The organism is Pseudomonas fluorescens HK44 (assembly GCF_000217955.3).
Classification (GTDB): domain Bacteria; phylum Pseudomonadota; class Gammaproteobacteria; order Pseudomonadales; family Pseudomonadaceae; genus Aquipseudomonas; species Aquipseudomonas fluorescens_AQ.
In genome coordinates this window covers 1,188,243-1,213,169 of sequence record NZ_AFOY02000015.1, presented here as the reverse complement: position 1 = coordinate 1,213,169, position 24,927 = coordinate 1,188,243, and the positions used below count along the sequence as shown (strand labels likewise).

The 24,927-nt window shown below is 59.3% G+C and carries 20 protein-coding genes and 1 pseudogene; 8 read left to right on the top strand and 13 right to left on the bottom strand.

The window, feature by feature from the left end; genetic code table 11:
* Window positions 1–157 precede the first annotated feature (157 nt).
* Both HK44_RS18250 and HK44_RS18245 read right to left on the bottom strand, forming a co-directional pair.
* A complete protein-coding gene (locus HK44_RS18250; protein ID WP_019690042.1) occupies window positions 158–1,693 on the bottom strand; it encodes an EAL domain-containing protein in 1,536 nt (511 codons plus the stop codon).
* 133 nt (window positions 1,694–1,826) lie between these two features.
* A complete protein-coding gene (locus HK44_RS18245) occupies window positions 1,827–2,699 on the bottom strand; it encodes a LysR family transcriptional regulator (protein WP_019690043.1) in 873 nt (290 codons plus the stop codon).
* Window positions 2,700–2,777: 78 nt separating this feature from the next.
* Between HK44_RS18245 and HK44_RS18240 the strand changes: the two genes are divergently transcribed.
* Both HK44_RS18240 and hppD read left to right on the top strand, forming a co-directional pair.
* Complete coding sequence (locus HK44_RS18240; protein ID WP_019690044.1) at window positions 2,778–3,728, top strand: DMT family transporter; 951 nt, start codon at window positions 2,778–2,780, stop codon at window positions 3,726–3,728.
* Between the two features lie 250 nt (window positions 3,729–3,978).
* A complete protein-coding gene (gene hppD / locus HK44_RS18235) occupies window positions 3,979–5,055 on the top strand; it encodes a 4-hydroxyphenylpyruvate dioxygenase (protein ID WP_019690045.1) in 1,077 nt (358 codons plus the stop codon).
* Between the two features lie 124 nt (window positions 5,056–5,179).
* On the opposite strand, the gene rarD is transcribed toward hppD, so the two are convergent.
* The 4 genes from rarD to HK44_RS18215 all read right to left on the bottom strand — a co-directional run bounded on the left by rarD (window position 5,180) and on the right by HK44_RS18215 (window position 10,137).
* Window positions 5,180–6,061 carry an EamA family transporter RarD gene (gene rarD / locus HK44_RS18230; protein WP_024265050.1) on the bottom strand — a complete coding sequence of 294 codons (882 nt, stop codon included), beginning with the start codon at window positions 6,059–6,061 and terminating at the stop codon, window positions 5,180–5,182.
* Between the two features lie 200 nt (window positions 6,062–6,261).
* Window positions 6,262–7,275 (bottom strand): aldo/keto reductase, encoded by a 1,014-nt coding sequence (locus tag HK44_RS18225; protein WP_019690047.1) that lies wholly within the window; start codon window positions 7,273–7,275, stop codon window positions 6,262–6,264.
* Window positions 7,276–7,705: 430 nt separating this feature from the next.
* The gene (locus tag HK44_RS18220; RefSeq protein WP_024264761.1) at window positions 7,706–8,731 is read right to left on the bottom strand and encodes an IS110 family transposase; all 1,026 of its coding nucleotides are present in this window, start codon (window positions 8,729–8,731) and stop codon (window positions 7,706–7,708) included.
* 95 nt (window positions 8,732–8,826) lie between these two features.
* Window positions 8,827–10,137 (bottom strand): MFS transporter, encoded by a 1,311-nt coding sequence (locus tag HK44_RS18215; RefSeq protein WP_019690048.1) that lies wholly within the window; start codon window positions 10,135–10,137, stop codon window positions 8,827–8,829.
* Window positions 10,138–10,305: 168 nt separating this feature from the next.
* Here HK44_RS18215 and HK44_RS18210 point away from each other — a divergent pair, with 168 nt between their 5' ends.
* From HK44_RS18210 to HK44_RS18195, 5 genes and pseudogenes are all read left to right on the top strand, one after another.
* Window positions 10,306–11,427, top strand: coding sequence for a sugar diacid recognition domain-containing protein (locus tag HK44_RS18210; protein WP_019690049.1), 1,122 nt, complete (start codon window positions 10,306–10,308; stop codon window positions 11,425–11,427).
* A 210-nt stretch (window positions 11,428–11,637) separates the two neighbouring features.
* The gene (locus tag HK44_RS18205) at window positions 11,638–12,780 is read left to right on the top strand and encodes a glycerate kinase (protein WP_019690050.1); all 1,143 of its coding nucleotides are present in this window, start codon (window positions 11,638–11,640) and stop codon (window positions 12,778–12,780) included.
* A gap of 308 nt (window positions 12,781–13,088) precedes the next feature.
* Window positions 13,089–13,895, top strand: a pseudogene (locus HK44_RS30605) (MCP four helix bundle domain-containing protein); the annotation flags it as partial.
* The gene (locus HK44_RS30600; RefSeq protein WP_431357337.1) at window positions 13,890–14,753 is read left to right on the top strand and encodes a methyl-accepting chemotaxis protein; all 864 of its coding nucleotides are present in this window, start codon (window positions 13,890–13,892) and stop codon (window positions 14,751–14,753) included. The pseudogene HK44_RS30605 and the gene HK44_RS30600, both read left to right, overlap by 6 nt.
* Before the next feature lie 40 nt (window positions 14,754–14,793).
* Entirely contained in the window at window positions 14,794–15,978 is a 1,185-nt protein-coding gene (locus HK44_RS18195; RefSeq protein WP_019690052.1) for a pyridoxal phosphate-dependent aminotransferase, read from the top strand.
* An 86-nt stretch (window positions 15,979–16,064) separates the two neighbouring features.
* Here the strand turns inward: HK44_RS18195 and HK44_RS18190 are convergent, their stop codons facing one another.
* Entirely contained in the window at window positions 16,065–16,424 is a 360-nt protein-coding gene (locus tag HK44_RS18190) for a DUF6124 family protein (protein WP_024265049.1), read from the bottom strand.
* Window positions 16,425–17,576: 1,152 nt separating this feature from the next.
* Between HK44_RS18190 and HK44_RS18185 the strand changes: the two genes are divergently transcribed.
* Window positions 17,577–18,893 (top strand): hypothetical protein, encoded by a 1,317-nt coding sequence (locus HK44_RS18185; RefSeq protein WP_141651731.1) that lies wholly within the window; start codon window positions 17,577–17,579, stop codon window positions 18,891–18,893.
* On the opposite strand, the gene HK44_RS30185 is transcribed toward HK44_RS18185, so the two are convergent.
* From HK44_RS30185 to HK44_RS18155, 6 genes are all read right to left on the bottom strand, one after another.
* Window positions 18,881–19,165 (bottom strand): helix-turn-helix transcriptional regulator, encoded by a 285-nt coding sequence (locus HK44_RS30185; RefSeq protein WP_024265048.1) that lies wholly within the window; start codon window positions 19,163–19,165, stop codon window positions 18,881–18,883. The genes HK44_RS18185 and HK44_RS30185 overlap by 13 nt on opposite strands.
* A 287-nt stretch (window positions 19,166–19,452) precedes the next feature.
* Entirely contained in the window at window positions 19,453–20,439 is a 987-nt protein-coding gene (locus tag HK44_RS18175; protein ID WP_019690056.1) for a 2-hydroxyacid dehydrogenase, read from the bottom strand.
* A gap of 21 nt (window positions 20,440–20,460) precedes the next feature.
* Window positions 20,461–21,759 (bottom strand): MFS transporter, encoded by a 1,299-nt coding sequence (locus tag HK44_RS18170; RefSeq protein ID WP_019690057.1) that lies wholly within the window; start codon window positions 21,757–21,759, stop codon window positions 20,461–20,463.
* 104 nt (window positions 21,760–21,863) lie between these two features.
* Window positions 21,864–22,838, bottom strand: coding sequence for a sugar kinase (locus HK44_RS18165; protein WP_019690058.1), 975 nt, complete (start codon window positions 22,836–22,838; stop codon window positions 21,864–21,866).
* Entirely contained in the window at window positions 22,831–23,613 is a 783-nt protein-coding gene (locus tag HK44_RS18160; protein ID WP_024265047.1) for a sugar phosphate isomerase/epimerase family protein, read from the bottom strand. The genes HK44_RS18165 and HK44_RS18160 overlap by 8 nt, the downstream gene beginning before the upstream one ends.
* 110 nt (window positions 23,614–23,723) lie before the next feature.
* A complete protein-coding gene (locus HK44_RS18155; protein ID WP_019690060.1) occupies window positions 23,724–24,749 on the bottom strand; it encodes a LacI family DNA-binding transcriptional regulator in 1,026 nt (341 codons plus the stop codon).
* Between the last annotated feature and the right edge of the window lie 178 nt (window positions 24,750–24,927).

Genomic DNA, 24,927 nt, shown 5'->3' with positions numbered 1-24,927 from the left:
CACCTGTCAATCTTGCGCAGGCAATAAAAATTGTAGTAGTTAATTTGCCGAGAGTAAATCACGTCTTTTTCATGATGTAACGCACGTGGCTGTTTGATGCAGTTTGCTACGCAGATTTTTGCGTTGATGATGCCCATGGAGCGCGCAAAGTGGCTAATTAATGGCTGTTCAACGCAATAATGAAATCGGTACCCGGCATCGGTCGTCCAAATAGGTAGCCTTGCAGAAAGTTCACCCCATGACGGGCAAGATAATCACTCTGCTCGACGGTTTCGACACCTTCGGCAACGATACCAAGGTCCAGCTTGGCCGAGAGTTCGATGATGCTGTCGAGTATATGGCGGGACAAGGCATCGACACCGATCATCGCCACAAGGCTTTGATCGATCTTCAGAAAGTCCACATTGAACTGGCGCAAATACCCCAGGCTTGAATGCCCGGTGCCGAAGTCATCGATCGCAATCATCACCCCCAGCGCATGTAACTGTTCAAACAATTGAAGGGTGATGGCGTTGGGTTCGATCAGCTCGCGCTCGGTCAGCTCCAGAACCAGCGCAATCTTGCCTGGCGGGAAGGCGGCGAGAAACTCGCGGCAATCTTCTACCAGTGCAAGGTCACGGCAGTGGCTGGCGGTGATGTTGATGCCGATATGAAAGCGCTCATGGAACGCATGCGCGTGCGGGGCGAGCAATGTTGCAGTCTGGCGCATCAACGAGCGGGTCATCGGCACGATCAAGCCGGAATGCTCAGCGAATGGAATGAAGAGGTCCGGACGCACCAGGCCTTCTTTTGGGTGTTGCCAGCGCATCAAGACTTCGATGCCGGCCCACTCTTTGCTGTCACCGTGAACCACAGGTTGGAAGTAAGGAATGAACTCATTGGCTTCCAGTGCCCGCTGCAGTTCGTGAGTCTGTGATGACGAGCGTTTCTGCAGCCAATGACCAATGGCCCCGGCGATGACCCCAAAGAAAATCAGCAGACTGAACAGCGGCGGGTATTCAGTCTTCATGTAGCGCCAGACTTCACCCACGGGAAAGCCGGCCTCGACTTCAAAGGCATAGCGTGAAGATTCAAGATTGCTTCGGGCTACCGGTAATTCTGGCAGGGCACCCTCATGCACCTTGCCATCGGCCGACAACCAGTGAGACCCGACTTGCAGTAACAGCAGGGTCTTGCGGCCAATCAGCCGCAGGACGTTGCTCAGGTGATAGCCGTCAAGGGAGGTCAGGGCGCCTTGTCTGCCATTGCTCAGGCGATACACCAGCAATGAGCTATTGGGTGTGACGGGGTTACCGTCCATCAACCACAGCGTGCCCTGGGTGTATTCGCCAGGATCAACCTCCGCCTGATAGTCACCAAACAGCGAGCTGCAATACAGGTTGTTGTCCCACACCAGATTGGTTGAGCGGACAAAGGGCCGACGCGTGACTTGCTCACGCAGGGCCAGTTTTACATCGACGCAAGGTTGTCCGGCCAGAGGCAGCAGTTCTTTTGCCGCCTGTGCGGTGTTGTCGAGCATCAATTCGACCTGGCGCACCGCTTCTTCGGCCGTTTGGCGGGTGCTGCGCTCCAGCACCCGTTCGGCCTGCATGTGCAGAATGACGAAGCCCAGCACCACCGGCACCAAGCCGATCAACAGCGTGAAGAGGTTGCGAGTCCGTGGTGTGCGGCGGGCTTTGATGGTCAAGGGCATGTGTGGAACCTGCGGCGACGGAGTAGGGCTCTCAGATAGAGTAGGGCTCTCAAATGCAGGCAGGGCACAGACTTGCCTCTCAAAAAGAGTACGGACAAGGGCCATGATAGATGGCGCACAGGCTTTGTGTTTTTCAATGGTAGTCGAGCCTTGTGGCCAACTTGATAAACGCCAGGGTGGCCGGCGATGACTGGCGCTGGTCGAGCACTGCCAGGCCGACCTGACGTTTGACCGGCGGTGAAAGCGGCTTTTTCAGGTAGCGCGCGTGTTGCGCATTTGGCAGCGATAGTTCGGCGACCAGCGTCAAGGCGTCGCCACGGCTGACGGTTTCCAGGGTGCTGAGCAGTTGCGAGCTGCGATAGCGAATGTCCGGGGACAGCCGGGCAGCGCTGAACAGGTGCGAAACCAGCTCCGAAGAGCCTGCTTCAGTGAGAATGAACGGGTCGTGACACAGATCACTCAAGGTCAGGCTGTCGCGTCGGGCGAGTTCATGAGTGGTCGGTATCAGCGCGACCATCTGGTCTTCCACCAGCGCGAAGGTATCGAAACGCTCCTCGGGCAACACCACAAAACCGATGTCGATACGCCGCTCTTCAAGCCATTGCAGCACTTGCCGATCTGGACCTTCGTCAACATGGATCTCGATTTCCGGATACGCCGCGCGGTAGTGCTGCAAAATCTTCGGCAGCAGTTTGATCGATGAGGTCGGTCCGAATGAGCCGATACGCAACGTGCCACGCTTCATTCCGCGAGCATCCGCGGCTTCCTGGCGCAGGGTGCTGGCCAGTCCGAGCATGGCGCGGGCGCGCAACAGCAGTTGTTGACCGATATCGCTGAGCTCGATGTGGGACTGATGCCGTCTGAGCAACTCGACACCGAGTTCCTGCTCCAGCGATTTAATGGCATGGGACACCGCCGACTGGGTGATGCCCAGGCGGGTGGCCGCACTGGTGAAACCGTGCAGCTCGGCCACCAGCGAAAAGATCTCGAGTTGGGTCAAGGTCATGAGTATTTACTCATTTTACGATGATCAGGTATTACGCAAAGAATACGTCATCCGACTTGCTTCTTCGCGTGGAAAATTATGAAAAGCCTTGTCCAGAGCGGCTCCCGTGATTCAGATGTTCCGGTTTACCTGAAGCTCGCCACTGTCACGATGATCTGGGGTGGGACCTTCGTGGCTGGCCGGTTTCTCGCCGACTCGCTCAGCCCGTTATTTGCAGCGAGCCTGCGCTTTCTGTTGGCGAGCCTGGCCTTGCTGCTGTTTATGGCGCTGGCGCGCATCCCTTTGATGCGCCCGACCTTCAAGCAGTGGTTGCAGCTGGGGGGATTGGGTTTTTTCGGGATCTTCTTTTACAACCTGTGCTTCTTTTACGGCTTGCACTACATCAACGCCTCTCGTGCCTCACTGATCGTGGCATTGAATCCGGCGGTCATCGGGCTGGCGTCTTGGCTGCTGTTCAAGGAGCGCTTGAGTCGGGCCAAAATTGGCGGCATCGCAATCTGCATTGCCGGGGCAGGGGTGGTTATTGTCAGTCGCAGCCAGCCTGTGTTTGATGGCAGCGCCGCGAACAGCTGGATCGGTGATCTGCTGATATTCGGTTGCGTGTTGGGTTGGGGCATCTATTCGTTGTTTTCCAAAGGCCTGAACCAGGCGTTGGGCCCGCTGCATACCGTGACCTACTCGATTGTGCTGGGCACATTGATGTTGTGGGCGACCAGCGCCGCGCGCGGTGAGGTGAGCCTTCAGGTCCTGGGCGGATTGCAGGTGACGCAGTTGTCGAGTTTGTTGTACCTGGGTGTACTCGGCTCGGCGCTGGCCTACATTTGGTACTACGACGGTATTCGTAAAATCGGCGCCACCCGCTCGGGGGTGTTCATTGCGCTGAATCCGCTGACGGCAGTGATACTTGGCGCGCTGTTGCTGGGCGAGCAACCGAGCCTGGCGATGTGCCTGGGAGGCGGGGCGATTCTGCTGGGCATTTACCTGTGCAATAAACCCCTTGCACCGGCGTCAAAAAGGGGGATTTTATAGAGAAGGCGGACAAACATGGTTACGCTGTGTAGAATCCGGTTACGCATATAAGAATAACGTCTTCTGGCAGCAGAAGCCTCGCCCGCAAGAGCCTTGGGTCGACAATGAAGATATTCGGGTTCCAATTGATCTACGGTGATTTTCTCGCCCGCAGCGTGCGGGGTATCTCCTGTGCGCCACCCGCCGGCCTCGGCAGTGCTTGTAACTAACGTTCCGTTAATTCCAAAAGCATCATGATGAGGCGCCAACCATGGCAGATTTATACGAAAACCCAATGGGCCTGATGGGCTTTGAGTTCATCGAATTCGCATCGCCGACCCCGAACACCCTTGAGCCGATCTTCCAGATCATGGGTTTCACCAAGGTCGCGACCCACCGCTCCAAAGACGTGCACCTGTATCGTCAGGGCCAGATCAACCTGATCCTCAACAACGAACCCCACAGCGTCGCCTCGTACTTTGCGGCCGAACACGGTCCGTCGGTATGCGGCATGGCGTTCCGGGTCAAGGATTCGCAAAAGGCCTACAAGCGTGCACTGGAACTTGGCGCCCAGCCGATCCACATCGAAACCGGCCCGATGGAACTGCACCTGCCGGCGATCAAAGGCATCGGCGGCGCGCCGTTGTACCTGATCGACCGTTTCGGCGAAGGCAGCTCGATCTACGACATCGATTTCGTGTTCATCGAAGGCGTTGACCGTCACCCGGTCGGGGCCGGCCTGAAGATCATCGACCACCTGACTCATAACGTGTACCGCGGTCGTATGGCCTATTGGGCGAACTTCTACGAGAAGCTGTTCAACTTCCGCGAGATCCGTTACTTCGACATCAAGGGCGAATACACCGGCCTGACCTCCAAGGCCATGACCGCCCCGGATGGCATGATCCGCATCCCGCTGAATGAAGAATCGTCCAAGGGCGCCGGGCAGATCGAAGAGTTCCTGATGCAGTTCAACGGCGAGGGCATCCAGCACGTTGCCTTCCTATCCGATGACTTGATCAAGACCTGGGATCACCTGAAAAAGATCGGCATGCGCTTCATGACCGCGCCGCCGGACACCTACTACGAAATGCTCGAAGGCCGTTTGCCGAACCACGGCGAACCGGTCAACGAACTGCAAGCGCGGGGGATTCTGCTGGACGGTTCGTCCGAGGCGGGCGACAAGCGTCTGCTGCTGCAAATCTTCTCGGAAACCCTGATGGGCCCGGTGTTCTTCGAATTCATCCAGCGTAAAGGCGACGATGGTTTCGGCGAAGGCAACTTCAAGGCACTGTTCGAATCCATCGAGCGCGATCAGGTTCGCCGTGGTGTGCTCTCGACTGAATAATCTGCTTCAACTGTAATCCGGTGGGAGCGAGCCTGCTCGCGATGGCGTCTTCAGACTCAACATTGATGTTGGCTGACAGATCGCTATTGCGAGCAGGCTCGCTCCCACATTGTTTTGCGCAGCGTTAAGGGCGGCGATGCCGCATCAAATGCTTGAACCCCTCAAACATCAATACCAGCACCGCCAGCCAGATCGGAATGTAGGTCAGCCATTCTCCCGCCTTGATGCTTTCCCCCAGCAGCAACGCAACGCCCAGTAACAGCACCGGTTCGACATAGCTCAGCAGCCCGAACAGGCTGAATGGCAGCAAGCGGCTGGCAATGATGTACACCACCAGCGCCGAAGCACTGATCACTCCGAGCAGCGGGATCAGCAGCGACAGCCACGGGTGTTGATCGAACACTGCAAAGCCTTGTTCGCCGCTATGCACGAACCCGTACGCCACCGGCAACATCAGCGTCATGTCCAGCCACAAGCCACCGAGGTTGTCCGATGCCAAACGTCGGCGCAGCACGAAGTAGGTCGGGTAACCGATGGCCACCAACAAGGTCGCCCAGGAAAAACTGCCCACCTGATACAACTCGTTGAGCACGCCGAGGGTGGCGAAAAACGCGGCGACCTTTTGCAGGTACGAGAGCTGTTCGCCATAGGCGATGCGCCCGGTCAGCACCATGGTCAGTGGCAACAGGAAGTAACCCAGCGAAACGTCAAGGCTGTGGCCGTTCAGCGGCGCCCACATGAACAGCCAGAGTTGCACGCCGAGCAATGCCGAGGAAACCAGCAGACCACCGAACAATGCCGGTTTGCTGCCTACCCGATGGAGGATTTCGACCACGCGCCGCCATTCGCCGGAAACCACCATGAACACGGTCATGCACGGCACGGTCAGCAGCATTCGCCAGCCGAAGATTTCCACACCGCTCAGGGGTGACAGCAACGAGGTGTAGAAATACATGACGGCGAACAGCACCGAGGCTGACACCGATAGAGCAATACCTTTAGACAAACTGTCCTCGCGAGACATCGAGTGAGCGTGAAGCGGGTGCAAAGGATACGTGGTTTCAGAGCCGAATATTGTCCGAATGATCAACATAAACCAACTGTGGGAGCGAGCCTGCTCGCGATGGCGGTTTCACATTCAACATTGATGTTGGCTGGTAGACCGCTATCGCGAGCAGGCTCGCTCCCACAGGGGTATGTGTTTATTTAGTTGGAACGTGGTTTACGACCCGACACGAAATGGCCCATATCATTGAACCCCGGCGTCGAGGAGTGCCCCGGCGTCACCAGCGAGTCGATGAAGGCTTCGTCTTCGGCCGTGATCTTCACCGCCAGGGCCTTGGTGTAGGCATCCCATTGGGCTTCGGTGCGCGGGCCGACGATGGCCGAGCTGACGGCAGAGTTGTTCAGCACCCAGGCGATGGCGAACTCGACGATACCGACGCCGCGCTCTTGGGTGTATGCCTGAATCTGCTGGGCAATGCGCAGCGACTCGACCCGCCATTCGGTTTCCAGAATGCGCTTGTCCTGGCGACCGGCGCGGCTGTTCGCGTCCGGGGTGACGTCTGGCGCGTACTTGCCGCTCAACACGCCACGGGCCAACGGGCTATAAGGCACTACACCGAGGCCGTAGGCATTGGCGGCGGTGATTTGTTCGGTTTCAGCCTGGCGGTTGACGATGTTGTACAGCGGCTGGCTGATCACCGGTTTGTCGACGCCGAGTTTCTCGGCGACGCGGATCACTTCGCTGATACGCCAGCCGCGGTAGTTGGACAAGCCCCAGTAACGGATCTTGCCTTGGCGAATCAGGTCGCCGATGGCCGACACCGTGACCTCCAGCGGCGTGGTGTGGTCTTCGCGGTGCAGGTAATAGATGTCCAGGTAATCGGTGCCCAAACGGGTCAGGCTGGCCTCGATGCCATTGAACAGGTGCTTGCGGCTCAGCCCGCTGCGATTCGGCACACCGTCCACCGGGCCGAAACCGACCTTGGAAGCCACCACCCATTCGTGACGGTGACCGGCAATCGCTTCGCCGACGATCTCCTCGGAGCGGCCGCCGGTGTATACGTCTGCCGTGTCGATGAAGTTGACGCCCCGATCCCAGGCCTTCTCGATGATTCGCAGCGAATCTTCAGTGCTGGTCTGCTCGCCGAACATCATGGTGCCCAGGGTCAGGGTGGACACTTGCAGTCCGGAGTGGCCCAGTGTGCGGTAGCTCATGTGCGAAATCCTTTTACCGGTGGGAAAGGCTCAATCAAATACCAGAACAACCGCACGGGGCAAACGGAATTATCCGGCCAATGCTGAAATCAGTGTGGGAGTGAGCCTGCTCGCGATAGCTGCTTTACATTCACCATCAATGTTGACTGTCATGCCGCCATCGCGAGCAGGCTCGCTCCCACATCTATGGTTACCCCCTTTTCTGCAATACTGTTTTTGATGCGTGTTTGGCTTGCTTTCATCTATCCGGCGTCTGTGTGGGGTGGCAACCCCGCGCCTCGATGAGAATCGATGCCTAACGATCCTAATTATTCGAACGGCCTTTCAGCCGTGTGGGAGCTCAGGGTTGTCGTCAGGCCGGTTAGCCGTTCACGTCATCTGTTATCCAGCATCGCAAAACCAGGTGGGTGGTGCTCGGGTGACAGCAGGGTCAGGCGTTCATCGCGGTTGGCCCTGCATCAAATTCAGTGTGGTGGGCAGCAATCGCCCAGGCGATCCTTGCCAGCTTGTTGGCCAGCGCGCAGACCACATGGTTGGAGTGATGGTGGGCCAATAGCTGCCGGACCCAGTCCGCCAGCCAGCCTTTCTGTCGGTCCAGTTGCATCAGGTAAACACGGGCACATTGGACAAGCAGGCGCCGCTGGTTGCGATCACCTCGCTTGCTGATGCCCAGCAGGACGGTCTTGCCGCCCGTAGAATGCTGTTTGGGTATCAGCCCGATTGAGGCCGAATAGCCTCGGCCGCATTTGAACTGCTTGCCATCGCCCAATTCGGCAGCCAGGACGCTGGAGGTGATCGGGCCTACGCAGGGCATGGTCATCAAACGAGCCGCCAGATCATCTTCGGCGGCCTGGCATTCCACTTCCTTGTCCAGCGTCTTGATCTGCCCATCCAGATAGGTGAAGTGCTCCTGCAACCTCGTCAGAAGTTTTTTGATGGGCACAGGAATTGAACTCGCTTCAAGCCGAGCGGGCAGTTCTTTGATGGGCTTGAAGCCTGTGGCCAGACTGACGCCGACCTCCAAAAGCGCTGCGTGAATCCGATTGACGGTCGCGGTGCGCTCTTTGATGAACGAATCGCGTGTCGAGTTGAGCATGGCCAGCAGCTGCTGAGCCTGGGTTTTGGGGTGTACAAAGCGCATTGTTGGACGAGTCGCCGCCTCGCAGATCGCCTCGGCATCAGCGAAGTCGTTTTTGTTGCTTTTCACGTAAGGGCGTACGAGATGCGGGGCAATGAGCTTGGGCGTATGTCCCAGCTTCGCGACCTCCTGCGCCATGAAGTGGGCTCCGCCGCAGGCTTCCATCACAACGGTGCAGGGTTCGAGATTCATCAGGTGCTGCATGAGCGCCGCACGAGTAAACTTTTTGCGGTAAAGCTCATGACCACGATCATCTTGCGCGTGTAGATGGAAAGAGTGTTTTCCCAGATCGATGGCGGCAATAGCTACTTTGTTCATGGCAACGGTCTCCGATGAGCCCCCTGCGAAAGCTTAGTGGGCGATCACAGGGGGCGGCGGGGGTAGCCATTTCATTATTGGAAGATTGGCGGTGATCAAGCGCGCAAGGTGCGGGTCATGCGCAGAGCCAACAGGCTGCCGCTGACAATCACCCCGGCCAGCAGGTACAGCGCCGCATCGGTCGAGCCGGTGCTGTCCTTGACCCAGCCGACGAGGTACGGGCTGAGGAAACCGGCCATCTGGCCCATGGAGTTGATCAACGCCAGGCCACCGGCAGCAGCGCCGGCGCTGAGCATGGCGGTCGGCACCGGCCAGAACATCGGCAGGCCGGTGAGGGCGCCCATGGTGGCGATGGTCAGGCCAAGAATTGCAATGGCCGGGCTGGCCGCAAAGTTCACGGCGATCAGCAGACCCGCTGCGCCCATCAGCATCGGCACCACCAAATGCCAGCGGCGTTCTTTATGCAGGTCGGCCGAGCGACCTGCCATCAACATGAACACGGCCGCTAGCAGGTACGGAATCGCACTGAGCCAGCCGATCACCAGGTTATCGGCGAAACCGAGGTTCTTGATGATCGACGGCAACCAGAAGTTGATCGCGTAGACACCGCTTTGAATGCAGAAGTAGATCAGGCCGAACGCCCAGATCGCCGGGTTCTTGAACACCGCCAGCAGCGAGTCGGTGGCGGCTTTCGGTTTGTTGGCCCAATCGATGGCTTGGTCCGCCTCGAGCACGGCACGCTCTTGTGGCTTGAGCCATTTGGCACTGGCGAAGTTGTCGCTGAGCAGGAAGAACGCCAGCGCGCCGAGGGTGATGGTCGGAATGCCTTGCAGCAGGAACATCCACTGCCAGCCGGCGAGGCCACCCTGGCCGGCGGCGAAGTGGTTGAGAATCCAGCCAGAGAACGGGCTGCCGAGCAGGCCGGACACCGGGATCGCCGACATGAACAGCGCCATGATGCGGCCACGGCGGAACGTCGGGAACCACTGCGAGAGGTACAGCACCACGCCCGGGAAGAACCCGGCTTCGGCGGCACCGGTGAACAGGCGCAGGGTGTAGAACCCGGTTGGCGTAGTGACGAACAGCAGGCAGGTCGACAGCATGCCCCAGGTGACCATCATCAGCGCGATCCAGCGCCGTGGGCCAAATCGGGTCAGCGCAAGGTTGCTCGGTACGCCACACAACACGTAGCCGATGAAGAAAATCCCGGCCCCGAGGCCGTACACGGTTTCGCTGAATTTCAGCGCATCGAGCATCTGTAGCTTGGCAAATCCAACGTTGACCCGGTCGAGGTAGTTGAACAGGTAGCAGATGAAGATGAAGGGGATCAGGCGCAGGGTAACGCGCTTGTAGACGGCGTTTTTATCGTCATCGGTGGCCAGGGTGGCAGCGGCGCTCTGTGACATGGCGGGACTCTCTTTATTATGATTTTTGGCGAGGCAAGGGTAACGTTGGTCGCCTGGAGAGTCTCGGTCACCCCTGCGCGGATGTCTTTGTGCCTGAGCACAGGGTTTGCGCCAACAGCCTGTGCGGGTGAACAATCAATCGCCGCACGTTTTCAAGGATTACGCCGCATGTTCGAACTCGATCACGACCTGGCGCAGGATATCGTCGACCGGGCGATGGCCATTCTGCCGTACAACGTCAATGTCATGGACAGCCAAGGGCTGATCCTCGGCAGTGGCGAGCCGGAGCGGATCAATACCCGCCACGAAGGTGCGCAACTGGTGCTGGCGAATGGGCGCGTGGTGGAAATCGACGCGCAGACTGCCGTGCATCTCAAAGGCGTGCAGCCGGGGATCAATCTACCGTTGCTGCTCGATCAGCGTTTGATTGGCGTGTTGGGCATTACCGGCGAACCCGAGCAACTGCGTACCTACGCCGAACTGGTGCGCATGACGGCCGAGATGCTGGTCGGCCAGCGCAACCAGCAGGCCGAGCAGCAATGGCGTCGCCAGCGTTGCGATGACCTGTTGGCGTTGCTGCTCAGCGAGGCCGGGGATTCGCCACGGCTGATCGACGAAGCTCAGCAAATGGGCCTCAAGCCGCAGCTGTCGCGTACCCCTTATTTGTTCGAGTTGGGCCGGGAACATGGGGCGGGGCAAACCGCCGAGGCCTTGAGTGCCTGGTTGATCTCGCGCTATCCCGACAGTTGGTGCGTGAGTTCCGCCAAGTCATCGCTGCTGTGGTGCCGGCCGACCACGCAAGCAGTGGACAACGAGCGCTTGCTGGAAAAACTCGAAGGCCTGGGCTGGAACATTCTGCGCATCGCCGTGGGTGGCCAGGCCGACGGTTTACAAGGCTTGCGCCGTTGCTATCGACGGGTTGGCGACTTGCTGGCCTATGGGCGCGACGTGCTGCCGAAAACCCGTTTGCTGACACTGAACCGCTATCGATTGCCGGTCATGCTCTGGCGTCATCGCAACGACGATGCGCTGGACGAGTTGCTCACGCCTCTGCGCAAAGTCATCGCCAAGGACAGCAATGGCCAACTGTTGGCGACATTGCGCAGTTGGTGCGAACACGATGGCCAAAGCCAGGCCTGTGCCGATGCGTTGGGCATTCACCGCAACAGCTTGCGCTACCGCATGGAGCGCATTGCCGAACTCAGCGGCGTTGACCCGCTGCGCCTCGACGGCATGCTTGCGCTGTACCTGGGGGTGCAGCTGCTGCCCGAGACAGACGCCAAACCGTGAACGACATAAATCCCTGTGTGCGAGCCTGCTCGCGAAGAGGCCATCACATCCACTATCCAGGGTGACTGACGCATCGCCATCGCGAGCAGGCTCGCTCCCACAGGGTTTTGTGGAAATGAACAATAATCCTCATGGCCGCTTGTGCAGTTGACCGGCGTTATTGTTCATATCAACTGGCAGCATGGGCTCCATTGGAACTGGAGAATTCATATGAAAATCGTCATCGCCCCCGATTCGTTCAAGGACAGTCTGAGTGCCGAAGCCGTGGCCAATGCCATTGCGCTGGGCCTGGCCGAGGTCTGGCCGGACGCGACGCTGGTCAAGTGCCCGATGGCTGACGGCGGGGAAGGGACGGTCGAGTCGATTCTCGCTGCCTGCGAAGGTGAACTGCGCCGCGCCACAGTACAGGGGCCACTCGGCACCCAGGTCGACGCGCACTGGGGCTGGCTGCCCCACAATCACACCGCGATCATCGAAATGGCCGAAGCCAGCGGTTTGCAGTTGGTGCCGGTGGGCCAGCGCGATGCGTGCATCAGCAGCACTTTTGGTACGGGCGAACTGATCCGCGCGGCACTCGATGCAGGGGCGCAGCGGATCATCCTGGCCATCGGCGGTAGCGCCACCAACGACGCGGGTGCCGGGGCATTGCAGGCGCTGGGTGTACGACTGCTCGATGCCCAGGGCCAGACATTGAAACTGGGTGGCCTGGCGTTGGCGCAACTGGCGCAGATCGATCTGAGTGAAATGGACTCGCGTCTGGCCAGCGTGCGCTTCGAGATCGCCGCCGACGTCAACAACCCGTTGTGCGGTCCCCACGGTGCCTCAGCGATATTCGGCCCGCAGAAAGGCGCCTCGGTCGAGCAGGTTCAACAGCTGGATCAGGCCCTTGGGCATTTCGCCGGACTCTGCGCCCACGCTCTGGGAAAAGACCTGCGTGACGAACCGGGCAGTGGCGCCGCGGGCGGTCTGGGGTTTGCGGCCAAGGCGTTCCTGGGCGCGCAATTTCGTGCCGGGGTGGAAGTGGTTGCCGATCTGGTCGGCCTGGCAGAGGCGGTACGTGATGCGGACCTGGTGATCACCGGCGAGGGCCGCTTCGACGCCCAGACCTTGCGCGGCAAAACCCCGTTTGGGGTGGCGCGCATTGCCCGGCAGCATAGTGTGCCGGTGATCGTGATTGCCGGCACGCTCGGCGAGGGCTACCAGCAGATGTACGAACATGGCGTGGACGCGGCATTCGCTCTCGCGTCCGGGCCGATGCCCCTGGAGCAAGCCTGCGCCGACGCGCCGCGCCTGCTGCATGATCGCGCCCGGGACATCGCCCGCGTCTGGCGCATCGCAGTACATAAGAACTGAACACGGTCCATTGTGGCGAGGGAGCTTGCTCCCGCTCGGCGGCGAAGCCGCCGTAAGCTTTTGCTATATTTTTTTTCGCCATTTCGGGGCCGCTTCGCGCCCCAGCGGGAGCAAGCTCCCTCGCCACAGGACAGGTAAAGGCAGTGTTTCACTCTTGAAACACTTGTCCTGTCCAGAAATATATTTCGCTCAACCCTGCATAAAACCTAAAGCCCTGCCGATACAGGGTATAGGCGCACACACCCCCTTAAATCAAAGTCGCCTACCTGCACGCGCAGAGCGATCTTGCGCCTGCCAGCGTTCACTGCATGGATGCTCGAAGACATCACTACTCCGAGACTCATCCTATGTCCTTGCGAAACATGAATATCGCGCCTCGAGCTTTCCTGGGTTTTGCTTTCATTGCGTTGCTGGTGATCGTGCTCGGCGTTTTTGCCGTGAACCGCATGTCGATCATCCGCCAGGCCTCCATCGACATGGAAAGCAATCAGCTACCCAGCGTTGCCTTCCTTGGGAATATCACAGAAGACGTCCTGCGCTTGCGCATTCTGTCGTTCCGTGTGCTGGTCAACCGCGACGCCGCGGGACTGCAAGACGCTGAAACCCGAGTCAGCGTACTCACTGACAAGGCCAGACAAGCTCAAAAGGGCTACGCAGCTCTGCCAGCTGGTCCGGAAGAAGCGGCGCTGTACAAAACCTTTGCTGCCACCCTGGACAGTTATCTGCAAGCCCAAAGCCAGATGATGGAGCTGTCGCGACAGAACAAAGTCGAAGACATGCGCACTCTGATCAATACGCGTATCAAGGACGGTACCGATTTGATGGGTGAGCAGTTGAACAAGCTGATCGCCATTAACCAGGCAGGCGCAACCGAGGCCGACGCTGTCGCGGGCGACCAATACTCTTACGCCACCAACGGCATCATCGCGGTGTCGGTGTTCGCTGCACTGGTGACGGTGTTTCTGGCCTGGCTGCTGACCCGCAGTATCGTCACACCACTGAACCGCTCGATCGCCGCCGCTGAATCGATTGCCGGCGGTAACCTCACCAAGCCTATAGAAGTCGACGGCAAGGACGAACCGGCGCGTCTGCTCGGGGCCTTGTCGACCATGCAAGCCAACTTGCGCAAAACCATCGAGCAAATCGCCGGTTCCGCGAATCAGCTGGGGGCTGCCGCGGAAGAATTCAGCGCCGTGACCGAGGAAGCGTCACGCGGCCTGCAACAGCAAAACAACGAAATCGAACAGGCCGCGACCGCCGTCAATGAAATGACCGCCGCCGTGGAAGAGGTTGCACGCAACGCGGTGTCCACCTCCGAAGCGTCGAATCAATCGACCCAGGCCGCCCGTGAAGGTCGCGACCGCGTGGTGGAAACCGTCAACGCCATCCAGACCATGACCCATGACGTGCAAAACACCTCGCTGATGATCGAAGGGCTGGCCACTCAGGGCCGCGATATCGGCAAGGTGCTGGACGTGATTCGGGCGATTGCCGAGCAAACCAACCTGCTGGCGCTGAACGCCGCCATCGAAGCGGCACGTGCCGGTGAAGCCGGACGCGGTTTTGCGGTGGTGGCAGACGAGGTCCGCGCCTTGGCGCATCGCACCGCGCAATCGACCCAGGAAATCGAAAAAATGGTCGCCGGGATTCAAAACGGCACCGGCGAAGCGGTCGACTCCATGCAGCAAAGCAACCAGCGCACTCACACCACGTTGGAGCTGGCCCGTGCGGCTGGCGTGGCGCTGGAACAAATCACCCAGTCGATCCACCAGATCAACGAGCGCAACCTGGTGATCGCCAGTGCCTCGGAAGAACAGGCGCAGGTATCACGCGAAGTGGACCGTAACCTGGTGAACATCCGCGACCTGGCCACGCAATCGGCCGCCGGTGCCAACCAGACCAGCGCCGCCAGCCATGAGCTGTCGCGCCTGGCGGTTGATTTGAATGCCATGGTGGCGCGTTTCGTGATTTGAGATAGGGTTGACTATGGAGTTCGCGCGACAGGAGAAGTACATGCGCTATTCAGCCTTGACCCAACGAATCGCTGGCGACGGAGCCGATGCCTGGCAGATTCACTACCGAGCGCTGGAGTTGCGCGAGCAGGGCGTCGATGTACTGCTGCTGTCGGTCGGCGACCCGGATTTCGATACGCCGAAGCCGATCGTCCAGGCGGCCATCGACAGCTTGCTGGCCGGTGATACGCATTATTCCGAGGTGCGCGGCACGCGGTCGCTGCGCACCAGCATCGCCCGTCGCCACACCCGTCGCAGCGGTCAGGTGGTCGATGCCGATCATGTGCTGGTGCTGCCGGGCGCGCAGTGTGCGGTGTATTCGGTGGTGCAATGCCTGCTTGATCCGGGTGACGAAGTGTTGGTCGCAGAACCGATGTACGTGACCTATGAAGGCGTGTTCGGTGCCTGCGGGGCGAAGGTGGTGCCGATAGCGGTACGGTCGGAGAACGGCTTTCGCGTTGACCCGGCGGACGTCGCCGCACAAATCACCCCGAAAACCCGCGCCATTTTGCTCAACAGTCCGAACAATCCTTCCGGCGCCAGCCTGTCGCTGGCGATCTGGCAGGCGTTGGCGCGTTTGTGCGTCAAACATGATCTGTGGCTGATCAGCGATGAGGTCTACAGCGAACTGTTGTACGACGGCGAGCACATCAGTCCGGCCAGCCTGCCGGGGATGGCCGAGCGTACGGCGACCGTGAACAGTCTGTCGAAATCCCACGCCATGAGTGGCTGGCGAGTTGGTTGGGTGATCGGTCCGAAACGCTTGGCTGAACACCTGGAGAACCTTTCGCTGTGCATGCTCTTCGGCATTCCCGACTTCGTGCAGAACGCAGCGCGTGTGGCACTGGAGGCTGATTTGCCGGAGCTTGCGCTGATGCGCGACGAGTACCGTGCGCGGCGTGACCTGGTGTGCGCGCGATTGAGCGATTGCCCGGGCATTAATCCGGTCATTCCGGATGGCGGGATGTTCGTGATGGTCGATGTGCGCCAGACCGGGGTCGGTGCGCAAGCGTTCGCCGAGAAGCTGCTGGAAGGCTATGCCGTGTCGGTGCTCGCCGGTGAAGCGTTCGGGCCGAGTGCAGCGGGGCATATCCGCATTGGCCTGGTGCTCGACCAACAGCGGCTGGCCGAAGCCTGCCGCCGAATCGTACGCTGTGCGACGCAGTTGTTGGCAGCTCGTCGCTAGGAGCTGTTGACGTTGGATGACGACCGCCGAGGTTAGAGGAGCAGAGGGCGCCAATCATCGCGCGCCCTCACCCCGGCACATCACACCTACTCGGGCGGATCAATCTGATCCAGCATGCGGTTCGCAGTGATCTCCGCCAGCATCACTCTGTTTGAAATACCCAGCAGCGCATTGCGCGACTCGCCGTCCAGATGATTCACCAACTGGTGCACCATCACATCGACCGAGGCCAGCGTCTCGACCCAATACACCATCAGGGTTTCGGTATCAGCCTCGGGGTCCACGGTAAACAGCGTGCTGGGTGTGCGTGGCGTGGCTTTGATGTCGGCAATCGAGGGGAAGTGGAAGTCGAGGGCCCGTTCGGCGGCCTCGTTGAGTTTGTTCGAATCGGGTTCGTACGGGGAAACCGGATCGGTGTCCGGTGGGTTTGGCGTTACTTTGAACATAGATGCTTCCCTTTTGTAGTAGGGCCGCAACCATCTCGCGACTAAACGAAAGGGTGGCACCTGTGCGCAAGTTAGTCGACCGGTAAGGTAAGCAAAAACCGGCGCGCCCGAGGACGCCATGCGCACAGCTACCATCAAGCGCAGGCGAATAACGGTTCCACGTTGAAGGGCGGTAACGGCGTGCTGCTGGAACTGATCAATGATTCGTCGGCCAACTTCAAGGCCGATAACAGTCACCTGGTTGGCGATATCGTGGTGGCAGACGGCAGCCGTGCCGATGTCGTGCTCGACCATTCCGCGACACTGACCGGGCGCCTGGAAAATGTCGAAAACCTGGCAGTGAACAACGATGCCCGCTGGGTGATGGTCGGTGATCTGCAGCAACGCTTTGCCCTGGGCATCGCTGATGCTTTCCAGGCGCCGCCCCCCCCTGAAACCGACGTAATTGAGGTTGACGCTATGACCGGTGGGGGACTGGATCTTGCGCGGCAGGGCCACAGGGTCTTTGCTGCTGCTCCCCAGCTCGAGGGTTTCGACCAGTCCGGACTTGTGCAGTACGCGGTAAGTGCCGTCCTGGTTGTCTTCAAAATGAAAGCTGTCGAGTTTTTGTTCCTTGATGTCCGGTTTCTGGCCGCTGCCGGTCACTTTAAAGGTTTCCCCGGTGCTCAGGGCCAGGATGCGGGTGTCCGAATTGAACTCGGACAGATTGAAGTTAAAGCCCAGGCCGTAACCGGAATCCTCGTTGTTCAATGGATTGAAGTTCAGGCCCACGGGCACGGCAGGGCCGCTGAGTTCGTTGCACTGGAGTTCGGGCAAGTTAATGGACAAGGTATATTGCCCGGTACGCGGATCAACACCGCCTTGCAAGAAACTCATGAAACTGCATGCTTGGGAGTTGGTGGCGGAAGTGGTCATTTTACAGGCCTCATAAGCAAAAAGAGAGCGGCGGACGTTCAAGGCGCGGGGGAGGACGGCGGCACGGGTGGCTTGGTGGGGGTTTTAATGATCATGCATTTGATGCTGTCAGTAATGGGCCACCCAGGCTTAACCTGTCTGCTTTTAAGTTGAAGGCCTGGATCGACAATGCCATTAATGGCGTATGACCCGTCACTGGGAATGCCGGTATACATCCTTAACACAACGTTTAAAGACATGGATCAAGGCTGGGCCTTTTATTCCTACGCATTGGGCGATGATTCGGATCCAAATAAACGAGGAGACGAATCCCAACGGAAATTCCTCTACCTGGGCAAACGCCCACCGGCGCTTCTTCCTGTTGCACAGATCAAGGAATCCCATGATCTGGCTCTGGATCCCGAAGCTGTAGATACCGGGGGTGTGACGGCAGTTGTGCCGCCCTATCGGGCGATGAGTGTTGGCGACAAAGTGACATTTGAGTGGCAGGGCTACGACAAATTCGGGGTCCCGGAAGACGACGCGCACACTGTCAAGATAGACCTCATCGACAAGCACTTGGGGCAGCCATTGGAGTTCAACGTGCCGCGTAGCGAGTTCAACTTTATTCGCGGTGGGCATGCGCAATTCAGTTACAAAGTCGAGTATGCCAATGGGCAGGGCCCCAGCGATTCCGAGTTTCAATTGGTGAAAATCGTAGCGCCGACGTCCCCATTGTTGCCTGAGATAAAGATCAAGGGTCACAGCGGTGGTCCGATTGATCCAGGCCGTTTCCCCAAGGGGTTGACCCTGCAGATTCAGCCCGTGCCCCCAGGCATCCAGCACGGTGATGGGGTGCTTATGTACTGGATGGGGACAAAGAGTGTCATCCGGTCAATGCAGGTCGACCGTTCGACCCTCGACAGTGATGTGCTGGAGTTCCACCTGGAGCCTGAGTGGTTGCTGGGGAATGTCGGGGGGAAGGTGAAGGTGAGTTATCAGTACGCGAGCGTCGGTGCCAGTGAGTCCGGCACCCCATTGACGCTTGATGTGCGCGCCTCTCAGAAATTGCCGGCTCCGCTGGTAGAGGGGGTTACATCCGAAGGCCCAAATATGGGCTGGATTGCAGCAAGTACTAATGGTGCGTACGTCATCATTCCCGACGCAGTCACGATCGGTCCCGACGTCAGGGTCGAGGTGCACTGGATGGGACACCCTCACAACGGTCAAGTCGTTGTCAAAGAACCCGTCGCCGGTTCACCAAGGCGATTCAAGATTCCCAGTACTGCTATCCCCTCAAATATGGCGACACCGCTTCAGCCAGAAAAGCGGTTTGACGTGTTTTACAAATTGATTCCCTTGGGTGAAAGCGACGGGCAACCCTCGGATGAGGCCTTCAACTTGCGAATCGACCCTACACCTTCGTCCTTGTACCCCCTCGTAGAGTGCGAGGAGGCGACGGGCACTGGACAGGTTTCTCTATCGGCTTTGGGGCCCGCAGGAGCAGCCGTGCGTATCGGAGGAGGTGTATTTGATTTGTGTACGCCACGGCCAGCCCCGGTTCAAGGCAAATGAATCAAGCCTTGTTCCAGCGCCTTGACCACTGCGGTCCAGCGCGAACTCACGCCGAATTTTCGGCGGATGTTGCAGAAGTGGTAGTTCACACCGGCTTCGGTGCAGCGCACGATCTGGCCGATCTCCCAGGAGGACTTGCCAGCGGCGCTCCACTGCAAAACCTCTTGTTCCCTGGTTGTGAGTGTGATTGCTTTAGGTTTTTCGGGTTTCTGTGGCTGAAAATTGACCTGGGCTGGCGCTGACCGGACTGGGGCTGAGTTGGTTCGGTACATAACGGGCTCTCCCATTTATCATCAATGATGGCGTGGGCACGGCAGAATCTTCCTACTTCATAAAGGCGAGGTTCATGCGGCCAGCCTTCAGACACCTGAGTCAGGGCTGTAGGCTTGGTCCACTTATATCGCGAATCAACGGCCTTGGAACCTGTCACAAATTACAGGTGGGCGACTTTAGCGAGGAATGGTCGAAAAGGCTGTCAGTCACCGCAACTGTAGATATAGGAATTTTCTACGCGAAGCTGTAGGCGCTGCTGCAGGCTGGGACCTTTTGATCTCTGTATTTAGAGAGTGCGCTGATCCCACACCCCGCCATTCACCAGGTTCGGCGGCCGCTCACCGGCCAATGCCGCCAGCAGATTATCCACCGCACAGCGTGCCATGGCCTCGCGTGTTTCATGGGTGGCGGAACCGATATGCGGCGTCGCTACCACGTTGTCCAACTGCAGTAGCGGTGAATCTTGCCCCAGCGGTTCGCGCTCGAACACATCCAGTCCCGCCGCGCGAATTTGTCCTTTTTGCAGGGCCTCGATCAGCGCCGCCTCGTCGACCACCTTGCCCCGTGAAATGTTGATGAAGATGCTTTCCGGGCGCATCAGCGCAAATTCCCGGGCGCCGATCAGGCCTTCGGTTTCGGCGGTCAACGGCAAGGTAAGGCAGATGAAATCCGCTTGCTCCAGCAACTGCGGCAGGCTGCGGTACTGCGCATTGAAGCGCGTCTGCACCGCAGGTTTCTCCAAGTGACTGTGATAGATGACCGGCATGCCGAAGCCGAAATGCCCACGTTGTGCCAGCGCTTCGCCGATCCGTCCCATGCCTATGATGCCGAGGGTTTTGCCATGCACGTCGCTGCCGAAATGCATCGGCCCGATGTTTTGTTTCCATTGCCCGGAGCGCACCAGGTTGGCCAGTTCCACCACCCGCCGGGCCGTGGCCAGAATCAACGCAAAACCGGTGTCTGCGGTGGTTTCGGTCAGTACGTCAGGGGTGTTGCTCAGCAGGATGTTACGCTGGCTCAGGTAGTCGACATCATAGTTGTCGATGCCCACCGAAACGCTTGCGACGGCCTCAAGGTTTGGTGCCAGCTCGAGGAGCTCGGCATCCAGCCGCAGGCTTGCACCCAGCAGCCCCTGGGCGCCGGGCAAGGCATCGCGCAGGCGCCTCAGACCGTCGCTGTCGAGTTTGTCGATTAGCGTCACTTCGGCTTGTGCCTGTAATCGAGCCATCAACCCGGGCGAAAGTTTTTTGTAGAGGACGATGTGTTTTTTCATCGTGTTCACCTTTTGTTCAATTTAGGAGTGGGCTGCCACGGGACGTCCAGCTTCGACCTTGGACGGCTCTCGATCACTGGCCCCTGGCTTCAGGATCATTGTCAGCACCACCGACAGCAGCAACGCGCCACTCATCAACAGGTAGGACGCACCAGGTGAGCCGGTGGAGCTGTTGAGGTAACCCACCAGATAAGAACCGCCAAACGATCCCAGCGCCCCCATGCTGTTGATGAGCGCCATGGCGCCGCCGGCGACGTTGGCCGGGAGGATTTCCGGGATGATGGCGAAGAACGGTCCGTAAGGTGCGTACATGCAGGCACCCGCGATGACCAGCAAGGTGTACGACCACCAGAAGTGTTCGGCGCCCAGGGCGTACGAACCATAAAAGGCAATTGAAGCGATCAACAGCGGAGGCCAGACGAAGCGTTTGCGTTTTTGCAGTTTGTCCGAGCCCCAGGACACCAGCAGCATGCCGATGACTGCCGCCAGATAAGGCAGCGCCGATAACCAGCCGGCCTGCACCATGTCCATCTGCGCACCCGCCTTGAGGATCGATGGCAGCCACAGCACGAAACCGTAGACGCCGATGCTCCAGCAGAAGAATTGCAAGGCCAGGATGATCACTTTTGGCGAGCGGAAGGCTTCGGCGTAGTTCTTCACCGCCTTGATGCCGACCTGTTCGGCGGCCAAGGCGCTCTCCAGATCGCCTTTTTCCTCATCGCTGAGCCACGTCGCCTGGGCCGGACGATCATCGGCCAGTTTCCACCAGATAAAGGCCCAAAGCACCGCCGGCAAGCCTTCGACGATGAACATCCAGCGCCAGTTGTAGTGCTGCACCAGATAGCCCGAGACCACCGACATCCACAACATGGTCACCGGGTTGCCGAGGATCAGGAAGGTGTTGGCCCGCGAGCGTTCGGCGCGGGTGAACCAGTGGCACAGGTAAATCAGCATTGCCGGCATCACCGCGGCCTCGACCACGCCGAGCATGAAGCGGATGACGATCAGCCAGTAGGCGTTGGAGACGATCCCAGTGAGGGTCGCCAGGCTGCCCCAGAGGATCAGGCTGACGAAAATCAGCTTCTTCACGCTGTGCTTCTGCGCATAGATTGCCCCCGGCACCTGGAAGAAAAAGTAGCCGAGGAAAAACAGCGCGCCGAGCATCGACGACAGGCCCGGAGTGATCATCAGGTCTGCGGCCATGCCCGAGGCGGCGGCGAAGCCGTAGTTGGCGCGATCCAGATACGCCAGGCTGTAGGTGATGAAGACGATGGGCATGATGTACCACCAGCGGCGGGCGGCGAGGGTTGCGGTTTTCATGGGTGGTGCTCCTGAGCTTGTTGTTTTTGTCGCAGCAGGTGTTTAGATCTTCAGTGACTGTGCCGGACCCTTCGCGGGCAAGCCACGCTTCTACAGGTCCTGCGCTAGACCTGTAGGAGCGAAGCTTGCTCGCGAACGGCGGCCTCAAATTCAGCGATCAGTTCGACTCGGGTCGGCAACCCCTCCATATCCCCGCGACTTTGCACCGCCCGGCTGCCAATCCAATTGGCCCGCCGCACGGCGTCGGCAAAGCTGTGGTTTACGAGCAGGGCACTGATCAAGCCGACGGCAAATCCATCACCGGCACCGACGGTATCGACCACCGTTTGCACCCGCACGCCGTCGACAAAACCGGCATCCAGGTGCGTGCGGTAGTAAGCACCATGCGGGCCGAGTTTGATCGCAACGGCCTCGGCGCCCTGGTCGAGGTAAAACTGCGCGATGTCGGCCGGATCGTCGAAACCGGTGAGCAAGCGCCCCTCGCTGAGCCCCGGCAATACCCAATGGGCGAGAGCGGCGAGGCGATTGATCTCGGTGATCATCTGTTGTTCGCTGGCCCACAGGCTCGGGCGCAGGTTCGGATCGAACGACACGCTGCGCCCGGCCTCGCGCATGCGGGTCATCAATTCGTACGACATCTGCCGGGCAGTCTGCGAGAGCGCCGGGGGGATGCCGGTGGCGTGCAGGTGTCGGGCCTTGAGCAATTGGGGCACGATCGAGTGGGGCGACAGGTGACTGGCTGCCGAACCGCGGCGGAAATACTCGACGGCTGGGTCGCTGCCATCCTCGGTGCGGGACTTGAGCTGGAAACCGGTGGGGTGCGCGGTGTCGATGTCGACATGGCGGCAGTCCAGGCCTTCCTTCTCCAGGGTATCGATCACGAAGCGGCCCAGTGAATCGGCACCGACCCGGCTCAGCCATGCGACCTTGAAGCCCAAGCGCGACAGGCCGATGGCGACGTTGCTGTCCGCGCCGGCGATGCGTTTGTGGAACTGGCCGACGCTGGACAGATCACCGGCCTGCTCGGCGACGAACATCGCCATGGTTTCGCCGAACGACAGGATATCGATCTCAGACATGCGCATTCTCCCGCTGCGATTGGCCCAGGTGGGCGAGGGCGGCGACGTGTTCGCGGGTCAACTGCACCAGGTCATCGCCTTGCAGCGGGTATTCCGCCGCGCGCATGACGCCTTGGGTCATGTACCGCAGCAGCTCTTCCCACTGTTGCAAGTCGCTGGCGGCGGGCGGGATGGCGACCAGTTTGCCGTCGGCGCGACGGGTCACCGCCTTGCAGTGCACATAACCCACATGGCGACCGAACAATCGCGCGGCAATGGCAGGCGACTGGTCTTGCCAGTGCCAGTTGCCGATATCGAACGTCATCATGATCGGCAGATTGCGCTGCTCGACTTCATCGAAAAAGCGCTGGAAGGGTTCGATGCGACCGCCGTGCAGGGTCTGGTCGTTTTCCACCAGCAACTGCACGGCACTTTCGCTCAGCAGCCGGGCAAGGGTTTGCAGATCGCTGTTGTCGGTGAAATAGCCCAGGGACACTTTCAACCATTTGGCGCCGAAAGCCTGGGCTCGTTGCAGGGCGTGGATCAGCTCGGGATTGGGTTTGGATTGCCCGGCCAGCCAAAGCTCAATCGGCGAGGAATACACGCTCTCCAGGCCTTTAGCCTTTGTCGTTTCGGCCAGTTGCGCAGGATTTTCACAGGTCAGCAATTCTTCGCGCCATTCGATACGCGTGGCACCGGCGAGGGCCAGAATTTCGATAAAACTGCCTTGGCCACGTTGGCGCACAAGATCGGCACCGTAGCTGGAGAGGCTGATGGAAACGGCGGGAGTATTCATTGTTTTTCTACCTCTGAAACCGGTTTCATTTTTGTTCAAAAAAATAGTGATCTTCAGGGCGCCATCGCGAGCCTGCTCCGGGCGGCGTTCCGACGATGAGGCCGGAACAATCACCGAAGATCTCCAAGAGTCGATCCCCGCACAATCAACCGCGCCGAAAAATCCAGTTTCCGCATCGCCCCGTCATCCCCTCGCAAACGCCTGAGCAAACACTCAAACGCGCTGGCGCCAATTTCGGTGGTCGGTTGGGCGAGGGCGGTGATGCCGCTGCCCACCAGCGGGTACCAATCCAGGTCATCGAGGGCGATCAGGCCGACATCCGCGAACAGGTGGCAATTAAGTTCGCGCAAAGAATGGGTGCTGGCCAACGCCGCAATCCCGTTCGCGCAAAACAGCGCTTTGGGACCGGGGCCGGGTGTGTCGAGGAAGGTTTTCAGATTCGCCGTCAGCTCGCCGCCGGTTTCCGTGATTGCTCCGCGAAGCGCGGGCCGCTGCTCGATCTTCGCCTTGAAGCTGCTGACCCGTTCGATCCGCGAACTGGTGCCGTCAAAGGGCTCGGTCACCAGCATGACATCCCGGTAACCGCGTTCTTCAAAATGGGCGAGGGCCATTTCGACGGCTGCCGGGTTGTCCAGCCCGACCATGTCGCTTTCCAGGCGCTCGACCTTGCGATCCACCAGCACCAAGGGCATTTCCCGATGCAGTTCGTGCAATTCGTCGCGGTGATGGCCGAGGGTGTTAACGATCAGGCCTTCGATGTTGTACGAGCGCAGTAGCGCCAGGTGCTGACGTTCCTGCTCGTCGTCGCGGTCGGTGTTGCACACCACCAGGCTGTAGCCGTGCTGCCGGCAGGCAGTTTCCACCCCGTGCATCACGGCAATCGAATAAGGGTTGCGGATGTCGGCCACCAGCATGCCGATCAGGCGAGTACGCCCGCGTTTCAAGCCGCGGGCCATCTGGTTTGGGCGGTAGCCCAGTTCGGCAATGGCCTGCTCGATGCGCTGGGCAATGGCATCGGAGAGCAGGGCGCGATCCTCGCCGATGAACCGAGAAACGCTGGCCTTGGAGACCTTGGCGTGTTCGGCCACGTCGAGCATGGTCACGCGGCTGCGCTGGGCGGCGGAGAAATCGCTCACGGTCTGAAAACCTTGTTATTGGATTTATAAGGTTTGGCGCATGGCGCTGAAACCGGTTTCAGGAAACACCAGAAACCAATCTCTCGTCAAGAGTCGGGATGATCATCAAGTGAAAAATGTCGGCGGATGGAGGTCAGGCCAATGCACTCAACCAGGCCGACCCCGGCAAACAAAAGGC